We start from the raw sequence: 14,521 nt of genomic DNA on the forward strand, positions 1-14,521 counted from the left end.
AGCGATTACGGGAAGCTGATGCGCGATTCTGCGCGGTAAGCCGCTCCGAAGCCAAGCATTGCCATTGCCGGAGTCTGGGTGCCTGCCCAGATAGCCGTGAATCGACCCGGCCAGCAGCTAATATGGTCACCTGTTCAAGGACTATTTCTCTCGTGCCCCCAGCCGTCAAATCTTCCAGCTTGCAGCAATGGCGCGATCGCGCCGGCGTGCTGCCGCCGGTGATGGTGGCTGCGCTGGAGGCCTGTGCTCAGCAACGCCTGCCCGAGGCCGAATGCTGTGACGTGCTGGATTTGCTGGAGCTGCTGGGTTGCGACGCCCAGACCCAGGCGGCGGCGTTATGGTTTGAGCTGACGCGGGTCGCCCCCGATGTCTGGAAGACGCAAAGCGCGACGCTTCCGGCAGAACTGAAGCGGCTGGTAGATGGCCAGCAGGCCGCCGAACAGGTGTGGGCATTGCATGCCCAGCACGCGCCGGATGCAGCGACAGAAGGTTTGCGTCGATTGCTTCTCGCGATCGTGCGCGACCTTCGCGTGGTGTTTGTATTGCTGGCGCGGCAGCTGGCCAGGATGCGCGCCGCCATCTCGCTGCCGGGTGAGCAGAGCGCGGCACTGGCGCGCTTGACCCGTGATATCCATGCGCCGCTGGCCAACCGGCTCGGCATCTGGCAACTGAAATGGGAGCTGGAGGATCTGGCCTTCCGTTTTCTGCAGCCGGACGTCTACCGGCGCATCGCGAAACTGCTCGATGAGCGTCGCGGCGATCGCGAGTTGTTTATTCGCGAGGTGTTGATCGAACTTGGCCAGACGCTGGAGACCAACGGCATTCGTGCGGAACTGGCGGGGCGTCCCAAGCACATCTACTCGATCTGGAAAAAAATGCAGCGCAAGGCGCTGGATTTTTCCGATCTGTACGACATCCGCGCCGTGCGCATCCTGGTCGACAGCGTCGCCGATTGTTATGCCGCGTTGGGTCTTGTGCATGCGCGCTGGCCGCATCTGCCGGGCGAGTTCGATGATTACATTGCGCGACCCAAGGCCAACGGCTACCGCTCGTTGCACACAGCTGTACTCGGTCCGTCGGGTAAGACGCTGGAAGTGCAGATCCGCACCCACGAGATGCATCACGCCAACGAACTGGGTGTGGCGGCGCATTGGCGCTACAAGGAGGGCGGCAGCAGCGACGTCGAGTTCGAGGCGAAGATCGCCTGGATGCGCAAGCTGCTTGAACCGCGTGGCGAGGACGACAGCGCGCTGGCCGCCGATCTGCACAGCGAACTGCTGGAGGATCGTGTCTACCTGCTGACGCCGAAGGGCGAGATTTTCGATCTGGCGCACGGCGCGACGGTGCTGGATTTTGCCTACCTCGTACATACCGAGGTCGGTCATCGCTGCCGCGGTGCCAAGGTCAACGGCCGCATCGTCCCATTGACCTTTCAGCCGCAGAGTGGCGACCGGGTGGAGATTCTCACGACCAAGTTGGGTGAGCCGAGCCGCGACTGGTTGTCGCCGCATCATGGTTACCTCACCACGGCACGGGCAAAGGACAAGGTGCGCGCGTGGTTCCGGCGGATCGCTCACGATGCCAACGTCGCGGTGGGCCGCACGATGTTCGAGCGCGAACTGAAGCGACTGGCACTGCCCAGCATGGATGTGGCCAAACTGCCGGCGCATTTTCATCTGAAGAATCATGAGGAGCTGCTGGTCGCGCTGGCATTGGGTGAACTCGTGCCCGGCCAGATCTCGCGTGTGCTGCAGGAAGCCGCGCAGCCACCGGCCGCACCGGTTGCGCCGGCGCCGGCTTACGTCGCGCGCCCGGCGTCGCTGGATCACAGCGCGCTCAGCATCGAGGGCATTGGCAACCTGCTGACCACGCTGGCGCGCTGCTGCCAGCCATTGCCGGGCGACGCGGTGCGTGGCTTCGTCACCAAGGGGCGTGGCGTGTCCGTGCATCGCGCTGACTGCGTCAGCCTGGCGCGGCTGATGCGCACTGATCCGGATCGGGTGATCGAGGTGACCTGGGGCAACGCCGCCAACCAGGCCTACGAGATCGACATCGAAGTGCGCGGCTACGATCGCAAGGGTTTGCAGAAAGACGTGACCGGGATCATCAGCAACACCAGCGCCCATATCATTGCCTCGTCCAGCCGTCTGTTTGCGCGCACCGGCGAAGTGGAAATGCGCTACACCCTGCGTGTGCGCGATTTCGAACAATTGTCGACCCTGCTCAGCAAGCTGACCGTGCTGCCCAACGTGCTCGATGCGCGACGCGTCGGCGTGGCGTGAGCGATGCACTCGCGTCGATCGCGCGGACTTCGCAGACGCCGCGCGCCGGGAACCCCTGCGCCCCAAGCTGAACGCGCGACTTTGCGACCTGAAGCGCGCCGGCAGCCCGATGTTAAGCTGCGGCCATTGCCCTGAAGCCCCGGAATCATGAGCGGACGTCGAGACCAGCACGAAGCGGATCCCCATCGTCGCACCGAGCCCACGCTTGGTGATATCGATCATCTGGATTCGCCGCGTGCTCCGTCCAGCGATGGCCTGCCGCAAGTCAACGTCGAAGCGCGGAACGGGCGGCCAGGGATGCCATCGCAGCCCACCCGCAAAAAACCAGCCGGGAGTAAACGTGGCTGGCTGCTGCCGGTGCTGTTGCTCGTGCTGATCGCAGTGATCGCCACCGCATGGCTCAACCAGGGGTGGCTGCGTGGAAAGCTGCCGAACACCGAACTCAATGACGTGCTGAGTCGCGCGCAGCAGGCGCTGCAGGCTGGCCATCTGGACGGCCAGGACGGCACCAGTGCGCGTGAACTTTTCCAGGCGGCCGTGGCGCTGCAGCCGGATAACGATCGCGCTGCCGATGGGCTGCGCCAAGTGGGTCAGGCCGAGTTGGCGCAGGCGGATGCCTCGCTGCAGGCCGGCCATCTCGATCAGGCCGCGCAGCAGGCCGCATCGGCTCGTGATCTGCTGGGCGGCGGTACCGATGTCGATCGGCTCGATGCCCAGATCACCCAGGCGCGTGCGGCGCAGGGTTCATCGCAGGTCAAGACGGTCGACCTCGTTGATCAGGCGCAGCAGGCGCTGGCCGACGGCAAGCTCGAAGGCCCGCACGGCGCCGGCGCGCTCTACAAGCAGATGTTGCAGGCTGACCCGAACAATGCGGTCGCCGCGCATGGACTGGACCAGGTCGGTGACGCGCTGGCGGTGCAGGCGCACAAGGCGTTCGACGCCAACGACAGCACCTCCGCCAATGCCACGGTCGAGGAACTGGCCGCGCTGCAGCCGAACAACGGCGCGCTGCCGGCACTGCGCGCGCAGCAGGCGCAGACGCGCAAGCAGGACGATGGCGCACTCGATGCCGAACTCAAGCAGGGTATGGACGCTTTTCGTGCCGGCCGCATTGTGGGCCAGGGAGACGACACCGCGTTGAGTCACTTCAAGGCCGCACTGGCGATCGATCCAGACAATGCCGATGCCCGGGCCGGCCTCGGCAAGGTGGCGCAGGCGCTGACCGTGCAGGCCAGTGCGGCGATCGATGCCGGTGACACCGGACAGGCGACGCAGCTGCTTGATCAGGCCGCTGCACTGGCGCCGAAATCGGCCGACCTTGCCGCCGCGCGCGCCCGTCTCAACAGCACATCAGCCCAGGGCGCGGCATCACCCGCCGGCGATCCGAATTCGCAAGCGGACGACTCAGTGCAACCCTCCGCCCCGGTCGTGCTGTCGCCGCAACAGAGCGCCACAGTCGCGCGACTGGTGCAGCGCGCCCAGGTCGCCGCGGCACGTGGTGACATCATGTTGCCGCCAGGCAACAGCGCCTACGATCTGTACCGCAACGCGCTGGTCATCGATGGCAGCAATGCTGTCGCGCTGCAGGGTCTGCAGGCATTGCCGGTGCAGGTGGAAAAGCAGTTCAACCAGGCCTTGTCCAACGGCAATCTGGGGCAGGCCAGCGACATGCTGGAGAATCTCGCCGAGCTGGCACCCGGCGAAGCCTCGCAGAGCGCGCTGAGCGACCGACTCGCCGGCGCATGGCTGGATCAGGCCGAGCAGCAATTGAGTTCAGGCGATCGCATCGGTGCCAGCCAATCGCTTGATCGCGCGCGCAAGCTGTCGCCCAACCAGCCACGCGTACTCGATCTTGCCGCACGACTGCAGAGCAGTCCTTGAGCGTGGCATGAGGCTCGCTCCAGGCACAAGAGCCTGTTCACGATCTCCACGTAGCCCGCGTTGTGCCGTGGCGGTCGCCACGACTCAACCCTTCGGGCCGGGTCGGTTTGCCCCCATGCCAGCGTCATCACTCGGTCGTGTACCGACGTACACTCCCTCCTTCTTCCTTGGCCTGCGCGCAAACCGATCCCGGCGCGGGCCACGTGGAGATCGTGAACAGGCTCTAAGGAATTCGCTTTGACCGTATTGGTCCTCGGGGGAAGTAGCCAGATCGGTCATTTCCTGCTGCCGCGTTTGCTGATATGTGGCGAACCGGTCATCGCAGTGAGCCGGCACCCACCAAGCATGCCTTCCGAGGTGCAATGGCGTCTTGGCCATTTGCCCGATGCCATGCCGGAGCTGCCAGCGCTATCGGCCATCGTCAGCTTCGGTCCACTGCTGGCATTGGCCGAGTGGCTGGCGAGTCAATCGCTGTCGGGTGCGCCACGAGTAATCGCCACCAGTTCGATGAGCGCCGAAACCAAGCGCGATTCCAGCGTGCCCGCCGAGCGTGAAATATCCCGCCAGCTGCGTGATGGCGAAGCGGCGCTGGCCTCCGCCTGCGCCCGTCATGGTTGCAGCTGGACGGTGCTGCGACCCACGCTCATTTATGGCGCCGGCATGGATAAGAGCCTGACGCCGATGGCGCGCCGGGCCATGCGCCTGCGGCTGTTTCCATTGCCATCCGGTCGCGGTTTGCGCCAGCCGGTGCACGCCGACGATATCGCGCAGGCCGTGCTGGCGGCGCTGGATTGTCCCGCGTCAGTCGGCCGTATTCTACCGATCGGCGGCGGTGAACGACTGACCGCCGGCGAGATGTTTGCGCGCGTCCATCGCAGCCTGCCTTGCGCCACGCTGCCGCTGCCGCTGCCGGCGTGGCTGTTGCGCCTGGGCCGACATGGCGTGCCGCGATTGCGCGGCCCGTTGCACCGGCTCGATGCCGATCTGATAGCCGACAATGGCGAATTGCAGCGATTGCTCGGCATCAATCCGCGGCCGTTCCGCCCCGAGGCCTCGTCATGGGTGCCTGCCCATTTTTAAGTCTGCATAGCGTCGACCGAGCCGTATGCGCCGGAATTTCATGGCTCGCGTTGGTTGCCTGCGCTTGATTGCCCGCGAATCGCCTCGAAAGCGGCCGCTGCGTTCATGGGCGCGCCGGGAAGCAGGCTCTATGATCGACCCACTTGTTCGATAGGATTTCCCCACGTTGCCTTTTCTGACTCGTCTTGGTTCGTTCGCGCGCAGTTGCTGGCCCTGGGTGCGCATCCCTTTCTGGATTGGCATGGGCCTGCTGTTCGGCTTCGTGCTGCCGTACACGCTGATCCTCAACAAGCGCGTGCAGGATCGCTTCAACGATCTGGTTTTCGCCGTACCTACACGCGTCTATGCGCGTCCGCTGGCACTGGCGGCGGGTACACCGATGACGTCCGCTGCACTGGAGCTGGAGCTGACTTTTTCCGGCTACAGCCACGACGGGAATGGCGACATCGTTGGCAGCTGGGTGAAGCGGGGTACGACCTACACCATTTCCTCACGTGGCTATGCCGGCCCCGACGGCGGCGAGCTGCCCAAGCGGATCGAGGTCACGCTGGGCAACGGCACCGTGCAGCAGGTCAGGGATGCGGCGAGCAATAATGCGATTCCGCTTACGCATCTGGATCCGGCGCGTATCGCCACGCTTTACGGCGCCAAGCAGGAAGAGCGTCGCTTTGTGCGTCTGGCCGATGTGCCGCCGCTGCTGCTCAGTGGCTTGCAGGCGGTTGAGGACCGCGACTTCAAGCATCACATCGGTATCGATTTCGGTGCGATCTTGCGTGCCTCGTTCGCCAACTTGCGCGCCGGTCATACCGTGCAGGGTGGCTCAACGCTGACTCAGCAGCTGGTCCGTAATCTGTTCCTCACGCGCGATCAAAATTTCACCCGCAAATTCAACGAAGCGCTGATGTCGCTGTTACTCGAGGCGCACTACAGCAAGGGGCGGATTCTCGAGGCCTACGTCAACGACGTTTTCCTCGGCCAGCAGGGTGATCAGGCGGTGCACGGTTTCGCGGCTGCGGCGGAGTTCTACTTCGGTCGTCGGATGGAAGATCTGCGCCCACAGGAAATCGCCTTGCTGGTCGGCATGGTCAAGGGGCCGAGCTATTACGACCCTCGCCGCGCCCCCGATCGGGCACTGGCGCGGCGCAATCTGGTGATCCAGGAGTTTGCCAATACCGGCCTGCTGACTGCCGCGCAGACCAATGCGGCGCAGGCCTCACCGTTGGGCGTGATCAGTGACGGCCAGCTGCCGCACAATCGTTTTCCGGCCTTCATGGAGTTGGTGCGTTCGCAGATCACGACTGACTTCGACGAGCAGTCGCTGCGTGATGGCAATCTGTCGATCTTCACCACGCTTGATCCTACGGCGCAGCTCTACACCGAGCAGGCGATAACCACAGCGCTGAAGGGCCTGGGCAAACGTGCGAACGAAGTACAGGCGGCCGGCGTGGTCACCGATGCACCGACTGGCAGCGTACTCGCCGTCGTTGGCAGCCGCACGCCGGGCGAGCAAGGTTTCAATCGCGCGATCGATGCACGACGTCCGATTGGGTCGCTGGTCAAGCCGTTCGTTTATCTGGTGGCGTTGACCCAGCCCGAGCGCTGGAACCTGTCGACCCTGCTCGATGACAGCCCGGTTAGCCTGCGCCAGCCCGACGGCAGTTACTGGGAGCCGCACAACGACGACAACCAGAGCCACGGCCAACTGCCGATGGTCGATGCGCTGGCGCACTCGTGGAACCTGGCCACTATCCATCTCGGCCTTGCGGTGGGCCTGCCGCGGATTCAGGCGTTCCTGAAATCGTTCGGTCTGGAAAACGTGAGTCCGAGCCCGTCGCTGCTGATCGGTGCCCTTGATCTCGCACCGCTGCAGGTCGCGCAGATGTATCAATACCTGGCCGCCGATGGGCATGCGCTGCCGCTGGTTGCAGTGCGCGGTGTGGTCAATGGCAACGGTCAGACCATCAAGCGCTATCAGGTGCAGGCGGGCGAAGGTGAATACCAGAATGCGGTGCGCCTGATCACCTGGGCGTTGCAGCAGGTCACCCTGTTCGGCACGGCGCATTCGATCGGCGATTCCGACCTCGCGCGACTGGATGCGGCCGGCAAAACCGGTACCAGCAACGACATGCGCGACAGCTGGTTCGCCGGCTATACCGGTCAGCATCTGGCGGTGTTCTGGATGGGCCGCGACGACAACAAGCCGACCGTGCTGTTCGGCGCCACCGGCGCGCTGCGTGCGTGGCGCGAGCTGTTCGCCAAATTGCCGACCAAGCCGCTGTCGACCACACCGGCACCGGGGCTGGAGCTGGCCTGGATCAATCCAGCTGATGGCAAACCGACCCAGCCATCGTGCCAGGGCGCGCGGCAGTTCGAGGTGGTGTCGGGTAGCTTGCCTGCGGACACCGAGGGCTGTTTCTGGCAAGGTGTAAAGAGTCTGTTCGGTGGCGGCGAGCAGCCTGCTGCTGCAGGCAGCGCACAGCCCAATGCACCCAATCCAAGCACTACCGACACACCGATCCGGAATTGACCATGTTGCCTGTTTCCAAGCCCGCTTCTGTTTTGCTTCTGTTGCTAGCCGCCGCATCGCTCGGCGCATGCAGCCTGTTCGAGCCTGCTCCGACGCCTACCGCACCGGCTTACACGCCTCCCAGCTATGACTTGGTGGCCTCGATCCGCGCCGCAGGCGATCGTGAGCAGTCGGTGATCGCGGTCAATCCGTTGCGCGACGCGGGTGTTGCCGGTTTGCAGGACGCGGCGCAGGTGGACGAGAAGGCTGGTCGTTATGCCGACGCCGCCGGCAAGCTCGATCAGGCGATCAAGCTCAGCCCGAACTCACCGGACCTGCTGCAGGATCGCGCCGAAATCGCGGTACGTATGAAGGATTACCCGATGGCCGAAAAGCTTGCGCACCAGTCGTGGTCGATTGGTCCCAAGCTCGGCCCATTGTGCGCGCGCAACTGGCAGACCGTGGTCGAGATCCGCCTGCAGCAGAACGATCAGGCCGGCGCCGTCACCGCGCGCAAATGGGTGCAGCAGTGCCACAAGCCAGGCCAGCCGCGCTATTGAAGCCCACACCGGCGGTTATCGTTTCACCGCATGGGTGTGCTGGGCGATACTGCGTGAATGATTGAACACGATGACATCGGCGCCCTGCTTGGTGCCGACGGCCCGTTCGCCCGCGAGCTGCCGAACTTCGCGCCGCGCGAGGCGCAGCAGACGATGGCCATCGCCGTGCAGCAGGCCATTGCGGGTTGCGAAACGCTGATCGCCGAGGCCGGCACCGGCACCGGCAAAACCTACGCTTATCTCGTCCCGGCGCTACTGTCGGGCGAGCGGGTGATCATTTCCACCGGCACCAAGGCGCTGCAGGACCAGCTGTATTTTCGCGATCTGCCGAAAGTGCGTTCGGTGCTGGGTGCGCGCTTGAAGACAGCGCTGTTGAAAGGCCGCGCCAATTATCTCTGCCTGTACCGGCTCGACCAGACCGTGCGCGAGGGCGCCACCTTCGATCGCACGCAGGCTTCACAGCTGGCGACGATCCGCGCGTGGTCGGCACGCACGCGGCGTGGTGACCGGATGGAGCTTGCCGAAGTACCGGAGGAATCGCCGCTGTGGCCGCGGGTCACTTCCACGCCTGAAAACTGCCTTGGCGTGGAGTGTCCGTTCTTTGAAGACTGTCACGTGGTCAAGGCACGCCGCGAAGCGCAGGAAGCGGAAATCGTCGTGGTGAATCATCACCTGTTGTTCGCCGACCTTGCGTTGAAGCAGGAGGGCTTTGGCGAAATCCTGCCGGGAGCCGCGGCTTTCATTCTCGACGAGGCCCATCAGATTCCCGAACTCGCCGGCCAGTTCTTTTCGCAGAGCATCAGCGCGCGCCAGCTCACTGAACTGGCGCAGGACGCGTTGGCCGAATGCAATGGCATCACTGGCGCGATCGGCCTCATGCTGGAGCCGGTCGAGGCTTTGCAGAATGCCGTACGCCAGTTACGTCTGACGATGGATGCGCTGCCACAACGCGGCGCGTTCCAGCAGTTGGAAGATCAGCCCGGTGTCGATCTGGCGCTCAGCGACCTGCGCGATCTTCTTTCCACGCTGGCCGAACTGCTCGCCTCGCAGGCCGAGCGCTCGCGCGGCTTCGACAATCTGCACGAGCGGGCTTTGCTTTTGAGCGGACGACTCGACCGCATCATTGAGGATCACACCGACCGCGACGTGCGCTGGTACGAGCATTACCCGCGCGGCTTCGTGCTCTACGCCACGCCACTGGATCTGGCAGCGCCGATGCGCAATCTGCGCGAGCGGACGCAGGCCGCGTGGATACATACCTCGGCGACGCTGTCGGTGGCGGGCGACTTTGGCCATTTCGCCCGACAGCTTGGACTGGAGGATCCTCAGACGATGAGTCTGCAGAGTCCCTTCGACTATGCGCAGCAGGCGCTGTGCTATCTGCCGCCGCCACTGCCGGACCCCAACGCGCGCGACTATACCGACAAGGTGATCGAGGCTGTGCTGCCGGTGCTGCACGCTTCGAACGGTCGCGCGTTTCTGCTGTTCACCTCGCATCGCGCGCTGCGCCGCGCCGCCGAGCTGCTGCAGGACAAGTGCCCATGGCCACTGTTCGTGCAGGGCACTGCACCACGGCCACGCCTGCTGGAAGAGTTTCGTGCCAGTGGCCACGGCGTGCTGCTGGGTGCGGCGAGTTTTTGGGAAGGCGTGGACGTGGCGGGTGAGGCGCTTTCTGTCGTGGTGATCGACAAGCTGCCGTTCGCTGCGCCGGACGATCCAGTGCTGATGGCGCGCCTGCAGGCGCTGGAGCAATCCGGCATCAATCCGTTCATGGGCTGGCAGGTGCCCAACGCCGTGATCGCGTTGAAGCAAGGTGTGGGCCGACTGATCCGCGACATGCACGATCGCGGCGTACTGGTGCTGTGCGATCCGCGCTTGACCAGCAAGGGATATGGACGTCTATTTCTCGCGAGCCTGCCACCAATGCCGCGCACGCGCGAATTGGCCGACGTGCAGGCGTTCTTTGATGGTGCATCGGCGCCGCAGTTGGTCGCGAATGAAAGGTCGGCCTGACGGTTAACTCAAAATCGGGTGCACCACGAGTTCGACCTGGTGGATTGGATAAGAACCGAATTCCGTCACCGATCCCGTGCTGCAAGATGTGCTGGAAGAACTACGCCAGCGCCGACCCGCTAACATCGTTCGACGATATGGCGGCGCACAGATGGCCATTGGTAGATGGTGTTTCATCAGGACACGCTGGTAAGGGGTAGCTGACGCGGTAACAAGTCAGGCACCGCCTTCATCGCTACATTACCGTCTGGTCACCGACATCATCCCGCCTTGATTCGCCCGGTTCCCGCCCGCCGCGCGGCCGCCGGCTCGGCTGTCATGGATTTCCCGCGGGTGCGAGAATGACGCCATGAATCTGCTTGCCATCGAAACAGCTACCGAAGCGTGCTCCGTTGCCTTGATCCACGGCCAGGACATCATTGCCCGCAGCGAAATCGCGCCGCGTCGCCATACCGAGCTGGTGCTGCCAATGGCCGACGCCTTGCTGGCCGAGGCGGGCATCGGCCGGCATGCGCTGGATGCGATCGCGGTTGGTCGGGGCCCAGGCGCCTTCACCGGTGTACGCCTCGGCGTGTCGCTGGCGCAAGGCATGGCGCTGGCGCTCGATCTGCCAGTCATTACCATCTCTTCGCTGGCCGCGCTGGCACTGGAAGCACCGGAAGACGGCGACGCAACTATCCTCGCCGTGATCGACGCCCGCATGGGTGAAATCTATGCCGCCTGTTATCGACGCGACGAGAATGGCGGCTTGATCGCGCTGGATGACGAGCGCGTATGCAAGCCCGAATCCTTGCTGCTGCCCGATGCACCGACCTGGCAGGTCGTTGGTACCGGCTGGGCTGCTTACTCGACGGTACTTAGCGAGCACTTCACGGGAGTTCTTCGCTCAGCCGACGGCGCCCGCTACCCGCAAGCCGCCCACGTTGCCGAACTCGCCATGCAGGAGTTCAAGGCTGGCCGCGCGCAAGCGCCTGAACTCGCGCTGCCGGTTTATCTACGCGACAAGGTGGCACTGACTTTGGTGGAGCAGGGCAAGGCTTGAGTTGTTTTGGCGGATGAAAGGACGCAGTGGAAAAAATTTTCCGAGGGCTGAAATGGGTACTCGTAATGTCCGCTTCCGACCGCTTGAGACCGCCACCCGAAGCGGACGTTTCGGCCAAAGATGCATAGGTCACGGAGGGTAAATGGCACATCGAGCTTTTGGTAACTCAGCTAAATGGATTTACTTCATCGTTTTCGCTTTTCTCGCGAAAAACGCGCTGGCAGCCTGTACGACCAGCGATTGGCGCCATGGGCTGGGACGACCTGAGCATGGGGCCATCTATTTCGGTGTTATTGGAAGCCATGATGTGCGAATGATGCTGCATCTTGATCCGGCGACGGATCATCTTGACGGCGTCTATGGCTATAGTGACCAACCGGGTTTGCTGGAGCTGTCGGGAACTCTGCGAGCGGACGCAACTGGTGCAGACCTTGATGAGCGAGACTCTCAAGGACATCCAACCGGCCACATTAGCTTGAGTTTTGCTCAGCATTTGGAGCCTTGGCAAGATCCCGTGTCGGCAAAAGAATATCCTGCACGTTGCGATGCACCCCTTGGTACATGGCAGTCCTTGTCGACGAACAAGAGTCGGCGAATCGACCTGCATCGAGATGGCGAATGGGTCGCTGGCAATGAAGGCGAAGAGCAGATGGATGACATCGTGGCTCTCAAGCTACGACGAGCCATACTTGTAAACGATCGATCCGCTTTTGCTGCGCTTCTTCAATATCCTTTTTATACGGTCGGCTTTCGATCAGGATTTCATGCTTGGAACCGTCCGGAAGATGTCATCAAGTACTATGCAGAGATCATGCGTATTCCGGATATCTTCGTTCGTGAAGCCGTGCCTCATGTCTTGGCGGCCAATGCAACGGGAGCTGCCTTTATGCGTGGGTCAGTTTATTTGGCACATGGCAAGGTAACTATGGTGTGCGAAGGAAGGTGCCCGATAGTCGCCAACTTCGAGCATCCCGCTATGTAAAGCTCAGTCATAGGATTGAATGACAATCGAAATGTCGCTTTGACCCGAAGCAGTCATTGGGATTTACCCGGTGTCGTTAAAATAAATGGCGCGACCAGGTTTTTAAAGCTGCCCAATCATTCGCTGCACGAGCAAACTGCTGACGGCTACCGCGACCCAGACACCTAGCCCCAGCAAAATCGACCGCACGCCACTGGCTGCCATGCGGCGGAGGTTGGCGGACAGTCCGATGGCGGTAAGTGCCACGATGATCAGGAATTCGGCGGCGAAGTGAATGGACGGCTGGATGGCCAAAGGAATCAGGCTGGCGGTGCGTACGGCCGAGGCTGCCAGAAACCACAGGATGAACCAGGGGAAGATTTTGGCGAGGCTGAAGTTGCCGGCGCTGCCGTCCTTCGCCGCTTTGCGCTTTTCGCGCGCGGCGACGACGAAAGCCAATACGAGGCAGACGGGGACGATCAGCGTGGCGCGGGTCAGTTTGACGATGGTGGCGAAGTCACCGGCGGTCTTGCTGTAGCTGTAGCCGGCGGCGACCACGGACGAGGTGTCGTTGATCGCGGTACCGGCCCAGAGACCGAAGCCGAGGTCTGACAGGTGCATCAAGTGACCAAGCAGCGGGAACAGCAGCACGGCGACGAGATTGAACAGGAAGATGGTCGATATCGCGAAGGCGGTGTCGTGATCTTCGGGGCGGATGATCGGCGTGATGGCGGCGATGGCTGAGCCGCCGCAGATCGCGGTACCCACGCCGATCAGGATCTTCAGTTTGTCGTGTACGCCGAGCCAGCGGCCCAGCAGCCACGCCGAGAGAAAAGCCACGGTCATCGTCACGACGGTGACCGATAGCGACTGCAGCCCGGTCCTGGCGACTTGGCTCAGGCTCAGGCCAAAACCCAGCGCGATGATCGACCACTGCAGCACGTACTTGCCGGCGAAAGCTATGCCTGGCCGGAAGCGTTCGCCGGGCGATGCGAGGTTGCCGACGATAATGCCCAACACAATGCCGATGACTGGGCCGCCGACAAGCGGCAGCAGGTGGCCCAGCCAGAGCGCAACCAGTGCAATGCCGACAGCCAGGGCAAGGCCGGAGACAAGCGACCGCTGCTGCATGGGTTGCGCATGGATGACGTGGGCGTTCATGGTCTGGCTCCGTAGATGCACCATTGTCTGCGTCATTTTCCATCAATAAAATTTGGAATATCTGATAGAAGCGATAAGATTCACTGATGATCAATATCAGTCCACGCCAGCTCGATGTGTTTGTGCAGATCGCCTTGCACGGCAGCGTGCGTGCGGCGGCCGAGCGCCTGCACCTGACCCAGCCGGCTGCCAGCATGGCGCTGGCGGAAATGGAGCGGCAGCTGGATGCGCCGCTGTTTGCGCGCGAGCGTGGTCGCCTTCGCCTGAATGCGCGTGGTCGAGAACTTCTGCCGCTCGCACAGGAGCTGCTGGAGCGTCACGCGGAGTTTGGCCGTCGCGGTAGCGAAGGTGCGGCGACGCTGACGGGCGAGCTGCGCATCGGCGCCAGCAACACCGTTGGTAATTACCGTGTTGGTGAATTGCTCGGTGCCTTCGTGCGCAGCCACGCGCATGTCGTGATACGCCTGCGTGTGGCCAACACCGAAACCATCGCGGCCGGCGTACTCGATCACAGCCTCGATATCGGCTGTGTCGAAGGGCCGGTGACGCATCCGTTATTGGAAGTGCGGCCGTGGCGTGATGACTTGCTGGTGGTGTGTGCGCCGCCGGATCATCCGCTGGCGCGCAAGCGCAATTTGAAGCCGGCGGATTTTCTCGGCGCGCGCTGGGTGATGCGCGAACCGGGTTCGGCCACGCGCACGATCAGCGAGCGCGTGATGGCGCAACTGCCGCCCGGCGAAACCGTGTTGGAGCTCGACCAGATCGAGGCGATCAAGCAGAGCGTGGTGGCCGGGTTGGGTATTGCGTTTCTCCCCGCCGTGGCGGTGACCGATGCACTGGCCGCAGGGCGATTGAAGGCGTTGAAAACGCCGTTCCTCGATCTGCGGCGCAAGCTTTCCCTGCTGCTGCATCGGCAGAAATACCGCGGCATGCTGCTGGATGCGTTCCTGGAAAGCGCCGATCAGTAGAGTTTGGCTTCCTGGCGCGGGAACTTGTCGTGCTGACTTGTCGAGACCGCATGGGGCGCGTAATGCC

The 14,521-nt window shown here is 63.1% G+C and carries 10 protein-coding genes; 9 read left to right on the forward strand and 1 reads right to left on the reverse strand.

The window, feature by feature from the left end; genetic code table 11:
- Window positions 1-122: 122 nt before the first annotated feature.
- The 8 genes from HDE79_RS05175 to HDE79_RS05210 all read left to right on the forward strand — a co-directional run bounded on the left by HDE79_RS05175 (window position 123) and on the right by HDE79_RS05210 (window position 12,346).
- Window positions 123-2,282, forward strand: a complete 2,160-nt coding sequence (locus HDE79_RS05175; RefSeq protein ID WP_184600807.1) for a bifunctional (p)ppGpp synthetase/guanosine-3',5'-bis(diphosphate) 3'-pyrophosphohydrolase — start codon at window positions 123-125, stop codon at window positions 2,280-2,282.
- 147 nt (window positions 2,283-2,429) lie between these two features.
- Window positions 2,430-4,163 (forward strand): tetratricopeptide repeat protein, encoded by a 1,734-nt coding sequence (locus HDE79_RS05180; protein ID WP_184600808.1) that lies wholly within the window; start codon window positions 2,430-2,432, stop codon window positions 4,161-4,163.
- A 237-nt stretch (window positions 4,164-4,400) separates the two neighbouring features.
- Window positions 4,401-5,243, forward strand: a complete 843-nt coding sequence (locus tag HDE79_RS05185) for an NAD-dependent epimerase/dehydratase family protein (RefSeq protein WP_184600809.1) — start codon at window positions 4,401-4,403, stop codon at window positions 5,241-5,243.
- Window positions 5,244-5,409: 166 nt separating this feature from the next.
- Window positions 5,410-7,770 (forward strand): penicillin-binding protein 1B, encoded by a 2,361-nt coding sequence (mrcB, locus tag HDE79_RS05190; protein WP_255488246.1) that lies wholly within the window; start codon window positions 5,410-5,412, stop codon window positions 7,768-7,770.
- Between the two features lie 2 nt (window positions 7,771-7,772).
- The gene (locus tag HDE79_RS05195; RefSeq protein ID WP_184600810.1) at window positions 7,773-8,309 is read left to right on the forward strand and encodes a tetratricopeptide repeat protein; all 537 of its coding nucleotides are present in this window, start codon (window positions 7,773-7,775) and stop codon (window positions 8,307-8,309) included.
- Between the two features lie 57 nt (window positions 8,310-8,366).
- Entirely contained in the window at window positions 8,367-10,322 is a 1,956-nt protein-coding gene (locus tag HDE79_RS05200; protein WP_184600811.1) for an ATP-dependent DNA helicase, read from the forward strand.
- A 349-nt stretch (window positions 10,323-10,671) separates the two neighbouring features.
- Window positions 10,672-11,364 carry a tRNA (adenosine(37)-N6)-threonylcarbamoyltransferase complex dimerization subunit type 1 TsaB gene (gene tsaB / locus HDE79_RS05205; RefSeq protein ID WP_184600812.1) on the forward strand — a complete coding sequence of 231 codons (693 nt, stop codon included), beginning with the start codon at window positions 10,672-10,674 and terminating at the stop codon, window positions 11,362-11,364.
- A gap of 142 nt (window positions 11,365-11,506) precedes the next feature.
- Window positions 11,507-12,346: a hypothetical protein gene (locus tag HDE79_RS05210; protein ID WP_184600813.1), complete on the forward strand. Its 840-nt coding sequence runs from the start codon at window positions 11,507-11,509 to the stop codon at window positions 12,344-12,346.
- Between the two features lie 102 nt (window positions 12,347-12,448).
- Here HDE79_RS05210 and HDE79_RS05215 read toward each other — a convergent pair whose 3' ends face one another.
- A complete protein-coding gene (locus HDE79_RS05215) occupies window positions 12,449-13,486 on the reverse strand; it encodes a YeiH family protein (RefSeq protein ID WP_184600814.1) in 1,038 nt (345 codons plus the stop codon).
- 86 nt (window positions 13,487-13,572) lie between these two features.
- Between HDE79_RS05215 and HDE79_RS05220 the strand changes: the two genes are divergently transcribed.
- Entirely contained in the window at window positions 13,573-14,454 is an 882-nt protein-coding gene (locus HDE79_RS05220; RefSeq protein WP_184600815.1) for a LysR family transcriptional regulator, read from the forward strand.
- Window positions 14,455-14,521: the final 67 nt, after the last annotated feature.

Origin of the sequence: Rhodanobacter sp. MP1X3 (assembly GCF_014207165.1) — a bacterium.
Taxonomy (GTDB): domain Bacteria; phylum Pseudomonadota; class Gammaproteobacteria; order Xanthomonadales; family Rhodanobacteraceae; genus Rhodanobacter.